At 69.5% G+C, this 20498-nt stretch carries 17 protein-coding genes; 7 read left to right on the top strand and 10 right to left on the bottom strand.

All coding sequences use genetic code 11. The features are described from left to right. Positions 1-26 precede the first annotated feature (26 nt). A complete protein-coding gene (gene rsmI, locus ACHAA4_RS11610; protein WP_435774333.1) occupies positions 27-950 on the bottom strand; it encodes a 16S rRNA (cytidine(1402)-2'-O)-methyltransferase in 924 nt (307 codons plus the stop codon). A 52-nt stretch (positions 951-1002) separates the two neighbouring features. Here rsmI and ACHAA4_RS11605 point away from each other — a divergent pair, with 52 nt between their 5' ends. The 4 genes from ACHAA4_RS11605 to ACHAA4_RS11590 all read left to right on the top strand — a co-directional run bounded on the left by ACHAA4_RS11605 (position 1003) and on the right by ACHAA4_RS11590 (position 5161). Further along, a complete protein-coding gene (locus tag ACHAA4_RS11605) occupies positions 1003-2673 on the top strand; it encodes a dolichyl-phosphate-mannose--protein mannosyltransferase (RefSeq protein ID WP_435774332.1) in 1671 nt (556 codons plus the stop codon). Positions 2674-2765: 92 nt separating this feature from the next. Continuing rightward, entirely contained in the window at positions 2766-3938 is a 1173-nt protein-coding gene (locus ACHAA4_RS11600; protein ID WP_435774331.1) for a hypothetical protein, read from the top strand. A 4-nt stretch (positions 3939-3942) separates the two neighbouring features. Continuing rightward, complete coding sequence (locus ACHAA4_RS11595) at positions 3943-4740, top strand: 5-formyltetrahydrofolate cyclo-ligase (protein ID WP_435774330.1); 798 nt, start codon at positions 3943-3945, stop codon at positions 4738-4740. Between the two features lie 73 nt (positions 4741-4813). Further along, positions 4814-5161 carry an FmdB family zinc ribbon protein gene (locus tag ACHAA4_RS11590; protein WP_435774329.1) on the top strand — a complete coding sequence of 116 codons (348 nt, stop codon included), beginning with the start codon at positions 4814-4816 and terminating at the stop codon, positions 5159-5161. On the opposite strand, the gene cpaB is transcribed toward ACHAA4_RS11590, so the two are convergent. The 5 genes from cpaB to guaA form a co-directional block, all read right to left on the bottom strand. Further along, positions 5141-5890 (bottom strand): Flp pilus assembly protein CpaB, encoded by a 750-nt coding sequence (cpaB, locus tag ACHAA4_RS11585; protein WP_435774328.1) that lies wholly within the window; start codon positions 5888-5890, stop codon positions 5141-5143. The two genes, ACHAA4_RS11590 and cpaB, sit on opposite strands and share 21 nt — an antisense overlap. 459 nt (positions 5891-6349) lie before the next feature. Further along, entirely contained in the window at positions 6350-6718 is a 369-nt protein-coding gene (locus ACHAA4_RS11580; protein ID WP_435774327.1) for a hypothetical protein, read from the bottom strand. Further along, positions 6706-10992: a DUF4011 domain-containing protein gene (locus tag ACHAA4_RS11575; RefSeq protein ID WP_435774326.1), complete on the bottom strand. Its 4287-nt coding sequence runs from the start codon at positions 10990-10992 to the stop codon at positions 6706-6708. The genes ACHAA4_RS11580 and ACHAA4_RS11575 overlap by 13 nt, the downstream gene beginning before the upstream one ends. A gap of 172 nt (positions 10993-11164) precedes the next feature. Beyond that, positions 11165-11677, bottom strand: a complete 513-nt coding sequence (locus tag ACHAA4_RS11570; RefSeq protein WP_435774325.1) for a DUF456 domain-containing protein — start codon at positions 11675-11677, stop codon at positions 11165-11167. 12 nt (positions 11678-11689) lie between these two features. Beyond that, complete coding sequence (gene guaA, locus ACHAA4_RS11565; protein ID WP_435774399.1) at positions 11690-13270, bottom strand: glutamine-hydrolyzing GMP synthase; 1581 nt, start codon at positions 13268-13270, stop codon at positions 11690-11692. A 156-nt stretch (positions 13271-13426) separates the two neighbouring features. On the opposite strand from guaA, the gene ACHAA4_RS11560 reads away from it, so the two are divergent. Together ACHAA4_RS11560 and ACHAA4_RS11555 are read left to right on the top strand one after the other, a co-directional pair. Further along, a complete protein-coding gene (locus ACHAA4_RS11560) occupies positions 13427-14254 on the top strand; it encodes an alpha/beta fold hydrolase (RefSeq protein ID WP_435774324.1) in 828 nt (275 codons plus the stop codon). 14 nt (positions 14255-14268) lie between these two features. After that, positions 14269-15570, top strand: a complete 1302-nt coding sequence (locus ACHAA4_RS11555) for an MFS transporter (protein ID WP_435774323.1) — start codon at positions 14269-14271, stop codon at positions 15568-15570. Here ACHAA4_RS11555 and ACHAA4_RS11550 read toward each other — a convergent pair. Continuing rightward, positions 15564-16130, bottom strand: a complete 567-nt coding sequence (locus ACHAA4_RS11550) for a DUF3817 domain-containing protein (protein WP_435774322.1) — start codon at positions 16128-16130, stop codon at positions 15564-15566. The genes ACHAA4_RS11555 and ACHAA4_RS11550 overlap by 7 nt on opposite strands. A gap of 6 nt (positions 16131-16136) precedes the next feature. Then, positions 16137-16982: an SURF1 family protein gene (locus tag ACHAA4_RS11545; RefSeq protein WP_435774321.1), complete on the bottom strand. Its 846-nt coding sequence runs from the start codon at positions 16980-16982 to the stop codon at positions 16137-16139. A 137-nt stretch (positions 16983-17119) separates the two neighbouring features. Between ACHAA4_RS11545 and ACHAA4_RS11540 the strand changes: the two genes are divergently transcribed. Beyond that, a complete protein-coding gene (locus ACHAA4_RS11540) occupies positions 17120-17764 on the top strand; it encodes a VOC family protein (RefSeq protein ID WP_435774320.1) in 645 nt (214 codons plus the stop codon). 73 nt (positions 17765-17837) lie between these two features. On the opposite strand, the gene cuyB is transcribed toward ACHAA4_RS11540, so the two are convergent. Together cuyB and ACHAA4_RS11530 are read right to left on the bottom strand one after the other, a co-directional pair. Next, on the bottom strand, positions 17838-18569 hold the full coding sequence (gene cuyB, locus ACHAA4_RS11535; protein ID WP_435774319.1) for a cysteate racemase: 732 nt from the start codon (positions 18567-18569) through the stop codon (positions 17838-17840). 55 nt (positions 18570-18624) lie between these two features. After that, positions 18625-20358 carry a TIGR01906 family membrane protein gene (locus ACHAA4_RS11530; RefSeq protein ID WP_435774318.1) on the bottom strand — a complete coding sequence of 578 codons (1734 nt, stop codon included), beginning with the start codon at positions 20356-20358 and terminating at the stop codon, positions 18625-18627. Positions 20359-20498: the final 140 nt, after the last annotated feature.

Here is a 20498-nt window from a genome sequence, read left to right as displayed (position 1 = left end):
CTCCGCTGTGCAGGCCATTCTACTGTTCAACCAGACTTTTCGGCGCGCCTCCGGGCCAGTGCGGCGTCATAGATCTCACTGGCGGGAACCGAGTGCACAGCACCGATCTCCTTGGCCGCAGTCTTGAGCTTGGCGCCTTCGGCGACCCGCTGCAGAACGACGTCGGCCAGCTGTGTCAGACTCATCGGCTCAGCGCCTGCCCCGGCGGCCGAGCCGCCGCCGATCACCAGGACCATCTCGCCGCGCAGGTGCCGTTCGGCGGCCACGGCGGCCAGCTCACCCAGGCCTCCGCGCAGCACCTCCTCGTAGCGCTTGGTGAGTTCCCGGGCCAGCGCCGCGGGACGCTGCTCCCCCAGCGCTGCGGAGAACTCGCGCAGCGTGGCGGCGACCCGGTGCGGGGATTCGAAGAGCACCGTGGTCCATTCCTCAGTGTCGAGCCGGTCGAGCAGCTTCTTGCGCTCTCCGGCCTTGCGCGGGACGAACCCGGCGAAGGTGAACCGGTCGGTGGGCAGCCCGGAGAGCGCCAGCGCGGTGGTCACCGCTGAGGCGCCGGGGGCCACGGTGACCCCCACACCTGCGGCGATGGCGGTCTCGACAAGACGGAACCCGGGGTCCGAGACCGAGGGCATGCCGGCGTCGGAGACGACCAGGACCCGGGTGCCCTGCCGGGCCTGTTCGACGAGCTCCTCGGAGCGGGACGCCTCGTTGTGCTCGTGCAGGCTGACCAATCGGGCGTGGAAGGTGATCTGAAGCGCCCGGGCCAGATGGCGCGCGGTGCGCGTGTCCTCGGCGGCGATGACCTCCGCACTGCCGAGCAGCCGTTTGAGCCGGTCGGTCGCGTCACCGAGATTCCCGATCGGGGTCGCGGCGAGCACGATCGGGGTGTCCCAGAGATGGGAATCTGCTGGCTCCAGGGTGCTCTCGGATCGGTCTGCCTCGCCTGACTCCATGACACGCCCGCTTCTGATAGGTGACCGGCTTGCGCCAAGTAGCATACCCACAGTGAACCCCACCGAGCCTGCCCGCCGCCTCCCGGCCCCCGCCGGGGTGGCCGGCGCCCTGGTCGGGGGCCATACCGAGCGGCTCTCCCGGATGCAGCGCCGGCTCCACGCCGAGCCGTACCGCCCCGGGATCTGGGGCTGGATCCTGCCCGCACTGATCACGCTCTTCGCCGCGATCCTGCGGGTCCGCGACCTCGCGACCCCGCACCTGCTGATGTTCGACGAGACCTACTACGCCAAAGACGCCTACGCGCTGCTGCTCACCGGCTACGAGCTGGCCTGGCCGGAGGACGCCGACGACGCCTGGCTCGCCGGTGATCCGCAGCCCGAGGACGACGGCTCCTACGTGGTGCACCCGCCGCTGGGCAAGTGGCTGATCGCGCTGGGGCTGCGGGTCTTCGGCCAGGACAGCGCGTTCGGCTGGCGGATCTCGGCCGCGGTCGCGGGAACCCTCGCGGTGCTGCTGGTCATGCTGATCGCGCAGCGGATGTTCCGCTCGGTCTTCCTCGGCGCCTTCGCCGGGATGCTCACCGCGATCGACGGCCATCACCTGGTGATGAGCCGGGTGGCGCTGTTGGACATCTTCATGATGCTCTTCCTCCTGGGAGCCTTCGGAGCGCTGCTGGCCGACCGATACAGCGGACGACGGCGGCTCGCCGCCTGGGCGGTCAGCCGCGCGTCCGACGATCGGCGGGCCGGCCCGTGGCTGGTCCTCCGTCCCTGGCGACTGCTCGCCGGGGTGCTGCTGGGCGCGGCGGTGGCGGTCAAACTCTCTGCCCTGGCGTTCATCCCCGTCTTCGGCGTCATGGTCATCCTCTGGGACCTGCAGGCCCGGCGCCTGGCGGGCGTCGCACGCTGGGCCCGATCCGGGCTGCTCCGGGATGCGCTCCCGGCGGTGGCTACGGTGCTTCCCCTCGCGGCCGCCACCTACCTCGCGAGTTGGACCGGCTGGCTGAGCTCGCAGGGCGGCTGGGGCCGGCAGTGGCACCTGGGGCACCCCGCCGAGGGGCTGGCCCGGTTGATCCCGGACCCGATCCGGTCACTGGCGAACTATCACGCCTCGGCCGCAGACTTCCATCAGGGACTCGACAGCGCACACGACTACGCCTCCTCACCCTGGACCTGGCCGTTCATGGGACGCCCCGTCTCGATGCACTACGACTCCGTCTCGGCCGGAGAGGTCTATGAACAGACCGGTGAGCTCTGCGCCGCCGAGACCTGCTCCTCAGCGGTGTTGGACCTGGCGAACCCGCTGATCTGGTGGGCAGGCCTGATCGCGCTGGTGCTGGTGACGCTGCTCTGGCTCGGACGCCGGGATTGGCGCTACGGCGCGATCCTCTCCGGCGTGGCCGCAGGACATCTGGTCTGGCTGCTCTTCCCCGACCGGACCACCTTCTTCTTCTACACAATCAGCTATCACCCGTTCCTGATCCTCGCGCTCACCGCGGTCGCCGCCCTGGTGCTGCGCCTGGGCACTGCGGATCGTCGCCCCGACGGGTCGCTGCGCGGCGCGGCGACGATCCTGGCGGCACGCCAGCGCAACACCGTGATCCTGCTGTGCTTCGTGATGCTGTGCGTGGCGACCTCGGCGTTCTTCCTGCCGCTCTGGACCGCGGAGCTGATCCCCTATGAGCAGTGGCGGATGCGGATCTGGATCGATTCCTGGCTCTGAATCTGCGCCCACCCACCGTTGCCAGCGGATCTCTGCGGGTGTCCGGGCCTAAGCTGGAGGCAGCCGAACAGGTCGAAAGGAACATCTCGAGCATGCTTCATCCCGCCGCATCACTGCCTTCACGCATCCTCTCGGCCGAGGGAACCCGCTGGTCGGTGGAACGTGTCTGGCCGGTTCCGGGAGAATCCGAGGTGCTGGCGGTGGAGGTCACGACCGCGGACGGGGTCGATGACGTCGACGGCGCAGGGCCCTCTCCGGCGGAGACGGGGCGCTCACCCGCAGCGCCCGCCGATGCTCCTGCACCCCGGCGCGCCCGCCGGGCCGGCCACTTCCGGATCCAGCAGCACGCCGGCACAGCTCGACCCAGCGAGCAGCTCGAGCTGTTCCCGCCCAACACCGATCCCCAGCTGCCTGCCCTGGAGCGCGCCGCCCGCGACGGACTGGTGATCGCCCATGAACCAGGCCTGCGCGCCGTGGTCCGGCATCGCGACGGAACACGGGAGACCTACACGGTGGTGCTGCCGGACGGCGGGGCGGCTGAGCTGCTCGCCGGCATGCGACGGGCCCAGGCCTTTTCCGGGCCCTTCCGGCTCCCCCACCTGATCAGCCAGGACGACTCCACCGCCACCTTCCAGGCCTTGGCCGGCGTCTCCCTGCACAGACCGCACCGGATCGGCGTTGAAGCCTGGGAGACCGCCTGGGACCAGTCCCTGGACGCCTGGTCCACCGCCATCCAGCATCCCGGCGAGCTCCCGGCCAGCACGCCCGTCCACGGGGCCGCCACGGAGATCCGTCGGCTGCAGCGGTGGGAAGCGCTGACCCGGCCCTACATCGTCGGGGCGGAGCTGTTCCAGGCGAGCGTCACGGCCGCCTGCGAGGCTCTGGCATCCGTTCCCGAGCGCCGGATGGTGCCCGCCCACCGGCAGCTCCGGGACGACGATCTGCTCTACTCCGCCGAACTCGGTCCGGGGCTCGTGAAGGTGTCCAGCGCCGGGTGGGCACACCCCGCGCTGGACCTGGGCGGACTGCGGGCCGGGGCCAAATGGAACGAGCTGCGCGGTCTGTGGGACGCCCCCCGTCGCGCGGTGGTCGACCGGCTGATCAACGACACCGCATACCGCAACGGGGTCCCCGCCCACGCGCTGGACGCCTACGAACGGGCTGCGCTGCTGCGCCTCAGCGCCCAGTTCACCTTCTCGCCCAGCCTTGCGGACGCCGCAGAGGCCCTGCGCGCCAACCTCGTCCAGTCCGAGCAGCGACGCTGAGCCGATGCCCCGACCGGAGCCCGAGACGACGCCCGAGCCACCCCGGGAGCGCGCGCCCGACGTCGCACCTGGCGTCTCGCCCGACACCGCACCCGCGACCGCACCTGCGACCGCACCTGCCGCCGCCCCTGTCGCAGGCCGGGCCTCGGTCGACGCGGCGAAGGCCGCCGCTCGATCCCGCCTCCGGGCTGCCCGACGGACGTTGACCGCCGAGCAGCTCGCGGCCCGCGGACAGGCCCTGGCACGGGTCCTGCCATCGGTGGTGCCGACCGGCTCCGCAGTGGCCGGATATATGCCGATGCCCGGCGAGCCGGATGTGCGCCCATTCCTCCTCGACCATGTCGCCGACGGCGGTGCCGTGTATGTCCCGGTGATCGCCAGCCCGCAGAGTCGAGTCCTCGAATGGGTGCGCTGGACTGCCGAGGCGCAGCTGCAGCGCAGCGCGTTCGCGGCCATCCAGGAGCCCCGGGGGGATCGGCTGAGCACGACCGCGCTGCGCGAGCTCCACCCCGAGGGGCTCACCGTCCTGGTTCCCGGACTGGCGGTGGACCATCACGGTGCGCGCATGGGCCAGGGCGGAGGCTTCTACGACACGGCTTTCGGAGCCGCACCCGACCGTGGGACCTCGACCCGTGTGGAGTCCTCGACCCGAAGCCCCCTCCCGCGAGGTGCGGTGCGCTTCATCGCTGTGGTGCACGCCGCCGAGGTGGTGAGCCCCGGAACGTTCCCAGTGGAGTCCCATGACCTGCGGGTGCATGTCATCGTGACCGAACTCGGAGCCACCACGCTGAGGGCTCTATAATCGTTGGGCAGCGTCGCCGCAGTCTGCCCGACTGCGCGCGACCGTCCACCGTCATTCACCTCTGAGGAACTTGATGCCCACCTACGCCTATGCCTGCAAAGACTGCAGCCATGCCTTCGACATCGTGCAGAAGTTCAGCGAGGACTCGCTGACCGTGTGCCCCGAGTGCCAGGGCACACTGCGCAAGAAGTTCGGCTCGGTCGGAGTCTCGTTCAAGGGCTCCGGCTTCTACCGGACCGACTCCCGCGCGGCGGCCAGCTCGGGCACGGACTCCTCGAAGAGCTCCAACTCCGAGGGGTCATCCTCCGCCTCCAGCAGCTCCTCCGATTCCTCCGGGTCAGGTTCCAGCACCACCAAGGCGGCCTCCTCCGCGGGATCCTCCAGCGCCGCCTCCTCCGGCTCATCGAGCTCCTCCAGCTGACTCCTCCGCGGTCTGACCCTCCGATTCTCTGGTAGACGGCGGCTCCCCCGCACCGCGCAGGCTCAGGTGCAGCCTCCCCTCCTGAGTCGCCTGGGCGATCGCCTCCGCCGTGGCAGGGTCCACGGCGAGAATCACGACGCCGCCCGCCTCAGATCCGCTGGGCAGCCAGTTCTCCGAATCATCCTGCGGGCTCCACAGCACCGGCACGGCGGTCGCGACCAGGGCTGACGAGGAGCCCCGCTCGAGCGTGTCGCTGGAGGCCAGCACATCCACCCGCTGACCGGGCGTGAGCATGCCGACCATCGCCGGATCGGCCGGACGCACCGGCACCGCGACCGTGCCAGGGTCCTGCCCCGCGAGCAGGCCGGGACCCACCAGCTGATCCGGGTGGATCAGCGCTCCCGCGGGCAGGGGGACCGCGACCTGTCGGCCCAGCACCTCCTCCGGTCGTGCGGCGTAGTCGCGAGGAACCGCCGCCACGTCGACCTGGACCTCCTCGATCACGGTGGCGCTGAGCCGCTCACCGGCCCCGACATCGGAACTGACCCGCAGCGCCGCGGTCGTCTCCACCTGTCCCTCAGCGCCCGTGAGGACCGCCGCCCCGGCTGCGCCCAGTCCCAGCACCAGCGCCAGGGGTATCCGGAACCGCTGGATCAGTCGGGGCAGCCCGGAGCCGCGGAGTCGACGACGGATCCGCGGCGGCCTGGACGGCTGCGGCGGGGACTTCACCGGCGGATGCCGCGAGGGCGGGAGCTGCAGCGACGGGGCTGACTGGACTGACGGCGGTGACCGACGTGACCGCCGTTCCTGTACCGGCGGGGATGACGGGGGTGGCGGCAGCCGTACCGGCTGCATCGACTTCGGCTGCCGCACCGGCAACAGGGTCCGTGGTCCAGGTCTCCTGGCCCGGCGGGGACGCTGCGGAATGAACGGCTCCGTCGGTTCCCGGGCGGGCGGCGGGGTGCGCACCGGCCGGGGAGCCGCGTCGGAAACCGACGTGGGTAGTCGACGATGGGCCGAGTCGCCGCTGCGAGGGCGCCGATCGGGGCTGATGCTCTGCATGCCCACCAGCGTCCACCAGAATCTCGCTCGGAACGCGTTTCATCCTCGCACTGTGGAGGACGCGCGCGACCCGCGTCTCTACGACCGCCTGGGGAAAAGTCAGGCGCTCCCGAAGGGTCGCGCGGATCAGCCCCAGTGCGGCGGGCGCTGACTCAAGATCCACTGCTCGTGCGCGGTCAGCGGCGCCGGGGGCGCACTTTCCGCGGAGTCCCGCGCCTGCACAGGCTGGTCCGCGCCGGCCTTCCCCGGAGCCCCGGCAGGATCCGGGGCCGACGTCCCGGCACCGGAGCCGGAGCCGGGGCGGCCCTTGGCGTCCTCAGACGGGAAGGCATCGGCGCGGAACGGATCGGTGAAGTCAGACTCCACCTCGTGAGACTGACCCGAGGTGGGTGGGGCGACCACGCGTCGTCGTCCGCGCCGCCCGGCACGCCCGGCCCCGGCATCGTCGCCGCCGCCAGCCCCGGTGAACCCGGTCCCGGAGCCTACTGCTTCCATGCCCCGCGCTCCCGCGGCGGCAGCCACTTCTTGGACTTGCGGTGTGAGTCCTCATCCTCGAGGTCCGCCGCGCCGCCGAAGCGGATGCCCTCACCGCGGGTGTCCTGCTCGCGGGCCTGACGGCTGCGTGGCGCCTCCCCCGCGGTGTGCACGGTGATCCGGCCCGCCTCGGCGAACTCCGGCCCCGAGGCGAGACCGACCTGTTCGGCGACCACCTCGGTGCAGCGCACCGGGTTGGAGAACACCTCGATGGTCCAGAGCGCCATATAGCTCCAGCCCAGCACCTCGAACGCGGCGGGGCGCTGCCGGGACCGTTCGCGCACCGACATTGCGCCGTAGCTCTTGGAACCGTCGGAGACCATCGCCACCGGAACCATGGGCTGGTCCGGGGTGAACCTGCGCGAGCACGCGGCGAGGTCCAGGGTTCCGCGGAACCCGTCCTCCACCCGTCCGCCGCGGGCGCGGATCCGGTCCACCAGGTCCAGCACCAGCGGGTCGGTCAGCTGCGCCGAGGCCGTGGGGTTGTCCGAGCCTTCCAGGCCCAGTCGGATCAAGTCATACAACTCCTGGGCACCCCCGGTCAGGGAGGGACGGTGCATATCGGCATAGGAGAGTGAGGTCACGACCCGCAGGTGCTCGCGCGCCCTGGTCAGCGCGACCGCAAAGTGCTCGCGACCGCGGCCCTCAGAGAGCTCCCCGAAGCGAGTCGCCGCCTCCCCCTTCACCGAACGCCCGAAGCCCAGGCTGAAGATCACGTCATCGCGGACCAGACCGGCCGCGCGCTCGACGGGGGCCACCACGAAACCTTCGCCGTGGGCGCCTTCGGTGAAGAACGGCTTGGCCCAGCCATGGTTGGCCAGGTTCAGCCGGATCGCGTCCGCAAGCCTGCGGGCGTGCCAGGCTGAACCGGTGATCACGGCGAGGGAGTGCCCGCGGCGGGAGCGCACATGCTCGAAGACCATGTCCACGACCCGGTTGACCTCACCGGTGGGTGATTCCACCGCGTCGCGATATCCGGCCTGTCCGCCGGCCACCAGTTCCACCGTGAAGCGTCGGTCCTGGCCGGTCAGCTGCGCGGCATCGGGAAGCCGGGTGAGCTCGCCATCGTAGAGCGCCGAGGAGAGCAGCCCGGTGAGCTCCTGATCGACCCCACGGTGCACCTGGCACAGCGCATACTGCGGCAGCACCGCGGCGAGCTCGGCGTAGATCGAGGCCGGGCGGTGCTGCTCGGCCTCTCGGGCCACCGGATCGGCGGACACGTGGAAGGGGGTGGGTGAGCCGGCCCGGGGGTCACCGAAGGCGACCACCTGTGCGGCGCGGGACACCGCGTTCAGCGCCGTGGGCACGGCCAGGGATTCGGCGTCGAGCAGGATGACGACGTCGGCGCGGAAGTCGTTCGGGAACTGCTCGCCGAGCCCCAGCGGGGAGGTGGTCCAGATCGGGACCAGCGGCTGCGTCACCTTGGGGTTGATGGCCTCCAGGGCCTCGATGGTGGGGGTGGAGTCGCGCAGCAGGGCGCGCAGGCTCGCGGCCGCCTGCGGGTGGGCCTCCACGGCGGACTTCCAGCGCACGGACAGGGCGTGGCCCAGCCGCTGCGCGCTGGACTCGATGTGCGCTGCGTCGGAATCTCGGAAGGTCTGCTCGACGCTGCGCAGGTTCTCCCCGGTGGTCATCGCCAGGTAGTCGTCCCCGGAGATCATGGCCTCCAGGGCGGACTGCCACCAGGCGAGCTCCAGCTCATCGGCGACGACGTTGGCGCTGATCTCACGCTCGGAGAAGTCCTCGATGAGGTCGCGGAAGCCCTGCTCGCGCAGCTGCTCACCGAGCAGCGTGCGCTCCGGGAGCGACTCCAGGGGCTTCTCATCCGCCGCGAGGGTCTCCACGGTCTCGAGCAGCTGCTCGATCGGGATCTCGGTCAGCGGTCCGGTCTCGAGGACCTCGTCGAGGCGCTGCAGCCGAGCCTGGACCTGGCCGAAGGTGTCACAGAGCCGGTCCAGCTGGTGCGGGACCTTCGGCGCGGAACCTGCGGTGGACCACTGGTTCCATTCCTCACGTTCGGACTGCACATCGATCAGCGAGGAGTGCAGATCCCCGATGGCCGCACCCGGACGTACGTACTCCTTGGCGACCCGGCGCAGCCGTGAGCGGGCCACGGAGGTCATCTCCACATTGTTCTGTCGGCGCCACCATCCGGGGGCGGTGGCAGCGATAAGGTCATCCACCGCGCGGGCGTAGATGTCGTGGCTGAACCTGCCCAGCGATTCCTGCACCCGCTGGAAGAGCAGCACCTGGCTGTTCCACTCGCTGAACGTCGCGCCCGGGGTGATCTCGGCAGCCTGGCAGGCTGAGACCATCATCTGCTGCAGCTGCGGCAGATCCTCACGCAGCTGGATGACCAGGGCCATCGCGTCCCGGGTCTCCTGACGGTTGGAGAGTCGGGCGTTGAACCAGGGGCTGTTGCGGGTCTCGGCGGAGAACGCCCCCAGCTCGGCGGCGCGCTTGAGCTTCACGGTGATCTGGCTGCGGTCCACGGTGTTGTCCAGCACCGAACGCTTGAGCCGGACAGAGGTCGACGGCGCCGGGCTCAGGCTGGTCAGCGCGGCAAGCGCCTGCATGGCCTGGTAGGGCGAGCAGTCCCAGCGACGGCGCACGTTGTGCAGCGACTTCACGTGGTCCACCAGCTGGTGGCGGGACTCCTTCAGCTTCGAATGCAGGGTGCCCAGGCGCGGCGGCTCAGCCCGCTCATTGCGGCGGATCGCGCGGATGAGCTGGTCGCGGATGTCATCAGAGGTCGCGGCGGCGGAGATGTTGCCCGCCAGAGTGCCCAGGTGGACCTCGGTGAGCCGGTGCTTGAACTGCTGGAGGGTGGCGGTCCGCTCGGCGAGGACCAACACCCGTCGGCCCTGCCAGGCGAGTCCGGCTGCGGCGTTGATCGCGGTCTGGGTCTGGCCGGTGCCGGCGGGGGCGGAGATGACCGCGGACTGCCCGGCGAGGATCGCGTCCAGGGCTGCCTGCTGATGCGGGTCCGCATCAGCCACCAGGCGCTCTTCGCGGGGGTCACGCTGGTCCACCGACGCCAGCTCCTGCAGCGCACGGTCGGCCCGGGTCTGGCTCAGGGGCTCACCGGTGGCCATCGCGTGGATGACGGGGTGATCGAGGTCCAGCCCCATGGGGTCGCCCAGGAAGGTCAGGTCAGCGAAGGTGGAGACGTAGAGCTGGCGCGACACCTGCACCGAGTGCAGGGTCTCGACATTGCCGGCGATTCGGGCGAGCGTGTCGACTGGTCGGTTCGGGTCGAAGCGAGCGGTCACATAGCCGGTGTTGTGGAACTCCACCGGGTCCAGCCGGGTGCCGTGCCGAGTGGCCAGGTGTCGGATCAGGGCAGGGTTGAGCCGGGCGGGTGCGCTGAACTGGATCTCGAAGTCGCCGCTGCCGTCCTCACGGGGACGCAGCGTGATCGGCACCAGCATGACCGGGGCGGTGAAGTCCTCGGTGAGCTGCTCCCCGGAGGCGCCCTCTCCGGCGTCCTCGGTCCAGCTGACCACGCCGGCGGCGAGGAAGCCGACGTCGACCCCGCGCTCCTCGGACATCTCCCGGGTCTTGGCCCGGATGCCCTGGGCGGCCTGCTTGCCGATGGTGAACGCGTTCTGATCATGGAGCAGCGTGGAGAGTCGGGTCTTGCGGCCCGCCAAGAGCTGCATCATGCCCGAGGAGTTGGCATCGGTGAGGTCGATGGCGTTGTGCCGGCTCGGGGAGAAGCGCAGCATCGTGTCGTTCTCGGCGCTTGAGCCCACTGCCTCCAGCCAGCCGTTCACCGGGTCTCGCCCGTCGGCACGGAAGGATTCGGCACGGGAAGATTCGGCGCCGGCGGATCCAAGGTCCGAATATCCAAAGTCGGAGTGCGCAGCATCTGGGGATGCGGAGTCTGGGGATGCGGAGTCTGGAGACGGCGCCGAGTCGGCAGATCCCGGGGAGGCGGGCGATCCAGGTGACGCCGGGGACCCGGGCGAGGCCGGGGAGCCGGGCGAGGCCGGGGAGCCCGGCGAACCTGGAGACCCGGCAGAGTCCGCAGGGTCAGAAACATCCGGGGTCGCCGCCGACTCTGCCGAGCTCGCGAGGTCCGCGGTCACCGGGGACTCCGCGGACCCGGCCGACCCCGAGGCGGCGCGGGCGGCGTCGTCGTCGCGGGTGTGCGGGTGCTGCTGCACTGCAGGTGCTGCGGGCTCGTCCTTGGACGACCTGTCCCACTCCTGCACGGCTGGTTCTTTGCTCACAGACGACCTTCCACAATCCCCAACGGGAGGGGCACACGCCCGCTCCCGCGCCCCCGTCTCCCTCAGGAATGACGAGGATCGCCGATAATTACATGCGTTGAAGTCTAATGAGCCCGGAGGCACATCCTGCAATAGGTTTCAGCCTGACCTTGAAACCGCTGGCCAGCCCGGGTCAAAAGACGAAGTAGATCAACGATCCGATCAGGAACGCCGAGATCGCGAGTCCGGCCAGCAGAAATTCGAGCAGGATCCCGAGCCCGACGGCGCGCAGCGCATACAGGCTCGCGGTCCCCGCGGCGCGCCAGTCGCGCTCACGACGCACGAACTCCGCGCCGAAGAGGCCCACGGCGAAGCCGATGAAGAGTCCCAGCGGCGGGAAGGCGATCAGCCCGACGAGCGCCGCCACGATGGCGACCATGATCGGGCCGCGCGGGATCTGCTGCCGGTGCAGCGACCGGCCGGTCAGGATCGTGGAGCTGCCCCAGCCGATCACGGCCAGGACGGTGCCGAGGATCGCCGCCGTCCACGCGACCGGGCCGCCGATCAGCACCGCCCAGACGATCAGGGTGCCGATGATCAGCAGCGAGCCCGGCAGGATCGGCAGCACCACGCCGAGCGCACCGACGATCAGCAGCAGCCCCGCGATGACGGTGGTGATCGCCTCAGCGGTGGTGGAGTCGAGCATGCGTCTTCCGACTCACTCCCATTCGATGGTGCCTGGCGGCTTGGAGGTGACGTCCAGGGTGACCCGGTTGACCTCTTCGACCTCGTTGGTGATCCGGTTGGAGATCTTGGCGAGCAGCTCATAGGGCAGCCGTGACCAGTCCGCAGTCATCGCGTCCTCGGAGGAGACCGGGCGGAGCACGATCGGGTGCCCGTAGGTGCGACCGTCGCCCTGCACGCCGACGGACCGGACATCGGCGAGCAGCACGACCGGCATCTGCCAGACCTCCTGGTCCAGCCCGGAGGCGGTGAGCTCTTCGCGGGCGATCGCGTCGGCCTTGCGCAGGATCCGCAGCCGGTCCTCGGAGACCGAGCCGATGATCCGGATGCCCAGGCCGGGGCCAGGGAACGGCTGGCGCTGGACGATCTCCGCGGGCAGGCCCAGCTCGGCGCCGACCGCGCGGACCTCGTCCTTGAACAGCGCGCGCAGCGGTTCGACCAGCTTGAAGATCATGTCCTCGGGCAGACCGCCGACGTTGTGGTGGGACTTGATGTTCGCCGCACCCTCGCCACCGCCGGATTCCACGACGTCGGGGTACAGGGTGCCCTGGACCAGGAACTCGACCTTGGCGCCGTCGGCGGCAGCCTCGGCGAGCACGGCCTTCTCCGCGTCCTCGAAGGCGCGGATGAACTCGCGCCCGATGATCTTGCGCTTGGTCTCGGGATCGGTGACACCTTCGAGCGCGGCGAGGAAGCGTTCGCGCTCGTCAGCCACGTAGAGCTTCGCACCGGTGGCGGCGACGAAATCGCGTTCGACCTGCTCGGCCTCGCCTTCGCGCAGCAGCCCGTGGTCGACGAACACGCAGGTGAGCTGGTCCCCGATGGCTTTCTGCACGAGGGCGGCGGCCACTGCGGAGTCCACGCCGCCGGAGAGGCCGCAGATCACGCGGGAATCTCCGACCTGAGCGCGGATCGCGGCGACCTGCTCCTCGACGATGTTGCCGGTGGTCCACTCCGGCGTCAGCCCGGCCCCGTTGTAGAGGAAGTTCTCGATGACCTGCTGGCCCTGGGGCGAGTGGCGCACCTCGGGGTGCCACTGCACGCCGTAGAGCTTGCGCTCTTCATCGGCGAAGGCCGCGACCGGGGCGCCTTCGGAGGAGGCCAGCACCTGGAAGCCCTCGGGGGCCTTCTGCACGGCGTCGCTGTGCGACATCCAGGTGGACTGGACCGCATCGGTGCCGGTGAGCAGCGAGTGCGGAGCGTTGACGCTGCGCACCTCGGTCTTGCCATATTCGCGGTCGCCGGTGCGGGCGACCTCGCCGCCGAGGCTGTGCGCCATGGCCTGGAAGCCGTAGCAGATGCCCATCACCGGGATGCCGGCCTCGAAGAGCTCGGACTCGACCCCGGGAGCGCCCTCGGCGTAGACCGAGGAGGGTCCTCCGGAGAGGATCACCGCAGAGGGGTTGCGCGAGATGATCTCGGATGCGGCGAGGGTGTGCGGGACGACCTCGGAGTAGACGCGGGCCTCGCGCACCCGGCGGGCGATGAGCTGGGCGTACTGCGCGCCGTAGTCCACCACCAGAACGGTCTGGGCCTCGGAGTTCGATCGCTCCACGGCGGGGACGGCAGAGTCTGCGGAATCAGGCTGAGAAGTCACCGCTCCATCCTAGGCGACTGCACGCCCTGCCGACCGACCCGCCCCGGAGGTCCTGCTCACAGCCGGCGTCATGGAGGACGGGATGAGGGCCCGCCGTAGGATGAACTCGACCAGATGCGCACCGCCGAACAGGAGAGACTCACCGTGACTGCCGAATCACCCCCGCTCAACGCCCAGCAGGTGGGTCAGTCCGGCGAGACCGTCGTGTTCCTGCACGGACTGTTCGGACAGGGGAAGAACTTCACACAGATCGCGAAGGCTCTCTCCCCCGAGCTGCGCTCGATCCTGATCGACCTGCCCAACCACGGCGGTTCAGAGTGGACTGAGCGCTTCGACTACCTCGAGCAGGCCGATCTGGTCGCAGATCAGCTTCGCAGCACCGTGGCCAGCGACGGCCCGGTGCACCTGGTGGGCCACTCGATGGGCGGCAAGGTCGCGATGGTGCTGGCCCTGCGGCACCCTGAGCTGATCAGCCGCCTCGCCGTCGTCGACATCTCGCCGGTCGCCCGGGAGTCGATGGGCGAGTTCGACCACCTCATCGGCACTCTGAGCCGACTGGACCTGGCGGACCTCTCCTCCCGCGGCGAGGCTGACCAGATGCTGCAGGAGCCGATCCCAGAGCGGATGGTCCGCGGCTTCCTGCTGCAGAGCCTGGTGCGCGACGGCGACTCCTTCCGCTGGCGGGTGAATCTGGACCTGCTCCATGAATCCCTGCCCGAGATCGGGGGGTTCCCGGAGTTCACCGATGAACAGTTCGAGGGCCCCGTCCTGTGGATCGCAGGAGCTGAGTCCGACTACGTGCAGGATGAGTTCGCCGCCGCCATGAGGCAGCTGTTCCCACGCGTGAGCCTCACGACGATCAAGGATGCGGGCCACTGGGTCCACGCCGAGAAGCCCGAGGTCTTCACCGCCGTGCTCAAGTCCTTCTTCACCGCGGAGTAGGCAAGGCACCGGGGATGCTTCCACAGCGGGCACAGGTGCAGCGGCGCACGCTCACCGTCGTCGTCTTCAGCCAGCTCCTGGGCGGTGCCGGACTGGCCGCGGGCGTCACCGTGGGAGCGCTGCTGGCTCAGGAGATGCTCGGCTCGGCGAGCCTGGCGGGACTGCCGATCGCACTGTTCACGGTGGGATCAGCGCTGGCGGCGTTCACCGTGGGGCGGCTGAGTCAGCGCTGGGGCCGCCGAGTCGGGCTGGGAATCGGTTTCAGCGCCGGCGGACTCGGAGCGCTCGGAGTCGTGGCCGCGGCGACCGCAGATCAGATCCCGCTGCTCTTCCTGGCCCTGTTCATCTACGGCGCCGGGACCGCGACGAATCTGCAGGCCCGCTACGCCGGTACCGACCTCGCGCCAGAGTCACGCCGGGCCACCGCGATCAGCATCGCCATGGTCTCCACGACCCTCGGGGCGGTGGCCGGACCCAATCTGGTGGAACCGCTCGGGGACCTCGCGACGCGCCTCGGAATCCCTCCGCTGGCGGGCCCCTTCCTGCTCGCGGCGGCGGCCTACCTCGCGGCAGGCGCGATCCTCTTCGCCTTCCTGCGCCCGGACCCGTTCCTGCTCGCGCGAGAGCTCGCTGAGCTCGAGGCGGCCGAGGCCGCGACTGCTGAGCAGGCCCCAGGCATCGAGGAGGCCGGGTCCGCTCCCCCGCCCGCTCCCCGACCTGAGACCGGTGCCTATATCGGGGCCACGGTCATGGTGCTGACCCAGATCGCGATGGTCGCGATCATGACCATGACCCCGATCCACATGCTCGCCCACGGCCACGGTCTGGGCTCGGTGGGGCTGGTGATCGGCCTGCATGTGGGCGCGATGTGGCTGCCCTCGCTGGTCACCGGGGTGCTGGTGGACCGGTTCGGTCGGATCCCGATGAGCGTCGTCGCCGCGGTGATTCTGCTCGGCGCGGGCCTGGTGGGCGCCGTCGCTCCGGGGGATTCCCTGGGGCTGCTGATCCTGGCGCTGATCCTGCTCGGGGTGGGCTGGAACGTGGGGCTCATCGCCGGCACCGCGCTGGTCGTGGACGCGACGGTCCCGGAGAACCGTCCGCGCACCCAGGGCGGCATCGATGTGCTGATCGCGCTCGCCGGAGCCGGTGGCGGGGCCATGTCCGGGATGGTGATGTCAGCGACGAGCTTCGAGCAGCTCTCCCTCGGCGGCGGGCTGCTCGCACTGCTGCTGATTCCGGTGCTCTTCTGGGCCCGCCGCAGCCACGCACGGTCTGCGCCAGCATCGGCTAGCGCTGCCCGAGGCTCAGCTCAGTAACGCCGCACGGCCTCGGGGTTGGACTCCACGTCCGTCCTGACCTCGCGGGCGATCTTGCGCTCCACCACGAAGCTCAAGAAGGGCACGACGCCGCCGAGAACGATGGTGACCAGCCGGCCGACCTTCCAGGTCATCAGGTACCAGAGTCGGAACCCGGCGATGATGTAGATGACGTAGATCCAGCCGTGGATCACCGCGATCCAGTACGAGATGCCGGTGCCGTCGATCACCGAGTCCTTCGGGTGAAAGCCCAGCGAGTTCTCCGCGCCGTCGGCGGTGGTGCCGCCGGCGTAGAGCTCGTAGCCGAAGCCGTAGTCCATGATCATCTTGGCGACCAGGATCAGCAGCATGATGCCGGTGATGAAGGCGAAGACCTTGTAGAGCTTCAGCGCGCCCTGGATCTGCGCGGCGGTGCCGCCGAAGCGGCGCTGCTTGGGCCGTGGGGGCGCCGGCGGAATGTCATCGGCCATCTGGGCGTCACTGGTCCGAGATCCACTGGTCTGAGCGTCAGCGGTCGGGGCATCGGTCAGGTGGGAATCGCCTGTGCGGGAATCACTCATACGTCACTAGTCTTTCGCTTGGGTCTGCTGCCGCAGGGCGAGCTGCTCGGCGCGCCACTGCTCCTGCCATTCGCGGTCCAGCCGCTCTTCCTCCAGCTGCTTCTCGTGGGCGTCCTTGACCAGGCGCCACCAGAAGAAGAACGCGAAGCCGGCGAAGAGGGTCCATTCCACGCCGTAGAAGAGGTTCAACCAGTTGATGTCGGAGGTCTCGGGCTGCGGGTCGACCTGGACCGGTTCCATGCCCGAGGACGACGACGCCGCGCCCAGCTCCGCGCCGCTGGCGTCGAGGGTCTCGAAGGCCACGAGGAAGCCGGAGTATCCCGGCTCGTCCCAGACATTGATGAGCTCCGCCGGGGAGAGTGTGGGGAAGATCTGTGTGCCGTCGGCGGACATTCCGCGCTGACCCGGGCCTGGGGCCTCGGGGGGAAGCAGCCTGCCCTGGATCTCGACCGATTCTCCGGCGGGGAGCTCGTCAGCGTCGGCGGGGTCGGCGACCCAGCCGCGGACCACCGGGATGATGTTGTCATCCGGGGCGTCCTCGGGGCGGAACGCGGCGATGACCCAATAGCCGGAGTCCCCGTTCTGCAGGCGTTCGTCGACGAGGACCTGGGTGTCTTCGAGGAACTCGCCGCTGGCGTCCACGATCCGGTCCGCCTCGGCCACCGTCATCGGCCTTTGGGGCTCGTGGACCTCGGTGAGCGGGACCGGAGTCTCGGTGATCTCCTGGGTCGGGGGCGGTTCAGCACTTGATTCGCTGAACTGCCAGGCGCTCAGCACCACGAAGACTGTGGCCAGGACCAGCGCCAGGGCTAGGGTCCCGATCCATTTGGGCTGCAGAGCGGTCTTGAGCACCTATCAAGGATACGCGCCATACCGGGGCCAGTTGCGCCGTCGTCGTGATATTTCTACAACCGGTAGAAAAATGCAGGATAAGTATGAGTGATCAACGCGATTTATCGCTCTGCGGCGAGGGGTGTCATGATGTCCTCATGATGCGCCTCGATCACGTCTCTTACGCAGTCGGTCCTGATGGAATGGAATCCACGGTGGAACGAATCACCGATGCCCTGGGCGTGGAGCGCGTCCGCGGCGGCATCCATCCACGCTTCGGCACTCGCAATGCCATCATCCCGCTGGAGAACAGGCAGTACCTCGAGATCGTCGAGGTGCTGGACCATCCCAGCGCAGACAAGGCCCCCTTCGGACAGGCGGTGCGCAACCGCTCCCTGGTCGGAGGCGGCTGGATGGGCTGGTGTGTGAGCGTCGACGACCTCACGCCCTTCGAGGAGCGTCTGGGTCGCAAGGCGGTCCCGGGCAACCGCAAGTTCCCCGACGGCCAGGAGCTGACCTGGCAGCAGATCGGGATCAAGGGGCTCATCGCTGACCCTCAGGTCCCCTACCTGCTGCGCTGGAACGAAGGCACCGACGGTCTGCACCCCTCCCAGGCCTATCCTCCGGAGGCGGCGCTGACCAAGCTGAGCATCGCGGGTTCCCCGGACCGGGTGACCGAGTGGCTGGCATGCCCGAACGTGGACCCCTTCGAGGATGTCGACGTCGAGTGGATCGCCCCGTCCGGCACTCCCGGCATCATGTCGGTCACCTTCCGCAGCCCCAAGGGCACCATCACCATCTGAGCGGGCGCTACATCCGCCCCAGCCAGGCTCCTCGGATTCACCGTCCCGGGAGCCTGCTGCGCTTCGGTACTGGTCAGCGCAGCCTGTTGGCCCTCGTGACCACGTGGTTGGCCAGCAGCACCGCAGGGTCCACCAGTGGGCGCGGAGACTCCTCGGTGGTCATCGCCAGCGGGATCTCGGTGCAGGCCGCGACGATCACGTCGGCGCCCTGGGCCACCAGGGATTCAGCGACCCGGACCAGGGCGGCGCGCAGCTCTGTCCCGAGGTTGCCGGCCTTGACCGCGTAGATCGCTTCCATCACGGTGTGCTGATCCGCTGCCTCGGGAACGATCGGCTCGACCCCGTAGGCGGCGAGGCTGTCCTGGTAGAGCCCCGCGGTCAGGGTGGCGTCTGTGGCGAGCAGCCCTGCGGCCTTCACGTAGGGAAGCGCGCTGAGGTGCTCGGCGGTCACCTCGATCATGGAGACATAGTCCAGCTCGACCTGCTCGCGGACGCGCGGCAGAAAGGCGTGGGACCCGTTGCACGCGGCGACGTAGAACGCGGCTCCGGCGTCCTTGAGCCGCTGGGCGCCTTCAACGAGCTTCGGGGTGGGGTCCTCCCCCTGGCCCACGATCGCCTGGGAACGGTCCGGGACGGTGGGATCGGCCCAGATCATCACGCGCAGGTGCTGCTGGTCTGTGGCGGCGGGAGTGGCCGCGATCAGCTTTGAATAGAAGTCGACTGTGGCGGCAGGACCCATGCCGCCCAGGATCCCCACGAGGGGACCCTGGGCGGCTGGGGCTGCGGCGGTGTTGTCACTGGTCATCAGCGAAGAGTGTACCCGTCAGCACCCCTTGGTCAGGCGCCGTCGGAGACAAGTCTCAGCGCGTCGCTGCGGTCTGGCCCCGATCGAGGTTGCCGTCCCGTGTTCGGGTCGAGGTCTCGCTGTAGTCTCCGTTGTTCTTGTTGAGCTCATCGACCAGCTTGACCTTGCGGCGCTCGTGCACCTCGGCCAGGCGTGCCGCCCGGCGTGCACGACGACGGCGGGTCGGCCAGGTCGCGATGAGCAGGATCACGGCGAACAGCACTGCCAGGGCGACCACGGCGACGCCGGCGTCGATCCAGAACTGCTCGGGGTAGAGCTGGATCAGCGTGGAATCGGCCGGGAAGGTCCAGGTGCCGTCGGCGAAGAAGATCCGGTGGAACTCGGCGAAGAAGAGCTGCCAGTCGATGATCGCCAGGACCGCGACGGCGATGATGATGCCCAGCGTCACCCAGGCGCCGGCGAAGAGCCCGCGGGCCACTCCCCCGGGACGCCAGGCGCGCAGCAGCAGCGCCAGGATCAAGGTGATCACCAGCAGGACGATTCCGATGAGCATGACCCAGAGGACCACGAACTTCACATCGACCATGTGCGAGACCTCACCGTCGGTGAACAGCTGCTCACCGCCGGGCGCGAGTTCCGAGAGGTAGCGTCCGTTCGCGAGGTTGGTCAGGAAGTCTGTGCCGTAGGAGCCGTAGACCAGCCGGTCTTCGGCGTCCATGCTGTAGGCGCCCTCCGGGATCCACGGGCGGTTGTACGCCACCCAGAGGAAGAGCGGGGAGGCCACCAGGCGCACGGCGGCGACCAGCAGCAGGATCGGGGTGAAGATCGCGATCAGGACCTGGAAGAGGCGGGAGACGCCGCGCTTGGAGCGGGCCACCTCGTCGTTCAAATCGGCATCGGTGACCGACTCGTCCGAGCCGGAGACCGCGTGAGCAGGCCCGGGACCGGGGCGGTTGGAGTTCTCCACGGATCCGCTGCGGGTGCTGGCACCTGCCGAGCTGCCGGCGGCGACCGCGCCAGCACCGGCCGCTGCACCAGCTGCGCCGGTTCCGGCGGCGGGGACCACGGCGGTGTCCTGGTCATCGGACTTCGCGGCGTCCCGATCCCGACGACGCTGCTCGCGACGGCTCAGCTCGGCGGCGTTCTCCGTGGGCTCATGGGTGTCAGCACCCCGGTTGGGTTCGCCGGCGGAGTCCTGGCTCGAGACCGCCGGAGTCGGGCGAGGGGTGTCCTGCGCCGCGGACGTGGAGTCCGCCCCGGGTGTCGAAGCTTCAGCGTTGGATGCTCCGGTGCCAGATGGCGCAGCGCCCGAGCTTGCGGCAGTCGCTCCACCGGTGCCCGCGGCGGCTGCCCCGGTGAACGTGGTGGTGTCATCCATCGACCGGGTGTCCCGGGAGGTGCGCAGGTCGTCGAGGGACCGCGTGGCGTTGGGATTCTCCGCGCCGGCGTCCCGCGGGGGAGTGCGCGGAATGTTCTCGGTGGGGGCGTCATGGTTCTGATCGTGACGAGCGGGAGCACCCTGCGACTCGCGGGTCACCGGCATCGCCTGGGTGGCCTGATCGTCGGCCTGCCCGGTCCCCGACTGCGCCGCACCGGACTGTGCCGCACTGGGCTGGCCGGCGTCGGCCCGGCTCGCCCGCGATGGGCGCTGGTCACGCTCGGCACTCAGGGTGTCATCGGGGAAAACGGGCTCTTCTGATGCAAAGGCGCCGTAGTCCAGCCCGGATTCAAAATCTTCGTTCTCGTCGGCAGGCCTTCCGGCCTCGTTCCGATCAGAATTCGCGCTCATATCTGCCTCTCCACACATTACTGACTCTTCTCAACAGTATGAGCGCGGCACCCCTAATGTTGGGAGGAAGCCCGGAGAGTCGGCGTTGGGCATTTCCCGCTGACTGCAGAAACTTGGCTCCACCCCGGTCCTCTGACCTT

The organism is Nesterenkonia maliinae, assembly GCF_051262655.1.
Classification (GTDB): Bacteria; Actinomycetota; Actinomycetes; order Actinomycetales; family Micrococcaceae; genus Nesterenkonia.
This window is presented reverse-complemented; position numbering and strand designations above follow the sequence as displayed.

Coding starts and splice junctions, on each gene's coding strand:
- rsmI (WP_435774333.1), bottom strand. CDS start 950: ATGGAGTCAGGCGAGGCAGACCGATCCGAGAGCACCCTGGAGCCAGCA.
- ACHAA4_RS11600 (WP_435774331.1), top strand. CDS start 2,766: ATGCTTCATCCCGCCGCATCACTGCCTTCACGCATCCTCTCGGCCGAG.
- ACHAA4_RS11595 (WP_435774330.1), top strand. CDS start 3,943: ATGCCCCGACCGGAGCCCGAGACGACGCCCGAGCCACCCCGGGAGCGC.
- ACHAA4_RS11590 (WP_435774329.1), top strand. CDS start 4,814: ATGCCCACCTACGCCTATGCCTGCAAAGACTGCAGCCATGCCTTCGAC.
- ACHAA4_RS11580 (WP_435774327.1), bottom strand. CDS start 6,718: ATGGAAGCAGTAGGCTCCGGGACCGGGTTCACCGGGGCTGGCGGCGGC.
- ACHAA4_RS11570 (WP_435774325.1), bottom strand. CDS start 11,677: ATGCTCGACTCCACCACCGCTGAGGCGATCACCACCGTCATCGCGGGG.
- ACHAA4_RS11560 (WP_435774324.1), top strand. CDS start 13,427: ATGCGCACCGCCGAACAGGAGAGACTCACCGTGACTGCCGAATCACCC.
- ACHAA4_RS11555 (WP_435774323.1), top strand. CDS start 14,269: ATGCTTCCACAGCGGGCACAGGTGCAGCGGCGCACGCTCACCGTCGTC.
- ACHAA4_RS11550 (WP_435774322.1), bottom strand. CDS start 16,130: ATGAGTGATTCCCGCACAGGCGATTCCCACCTGACCGATGCCCCGACC.
- ACHAA4_RS11540 (WP_435774320.1), top strand. CDS start 17,120: ATGATGCGCCTCGATCACGTCTCTTACGCAGTCGGTCCTGATGGAATG.
- cuyB (WP_435774319.1), bottom strand. CDS start 18,569: ATGACCAGTGACAACACCGCCGCAGCCCCAGCCGCCCAGGGTCCCCTC.
- ACHAA4_RS11530 (WP_435774318.1), bottom strand. CDS start 20,358: ATGAGCGCGAATTCTGATCGGAACGAGGCCGGAAGGCCTGCCGACGAG.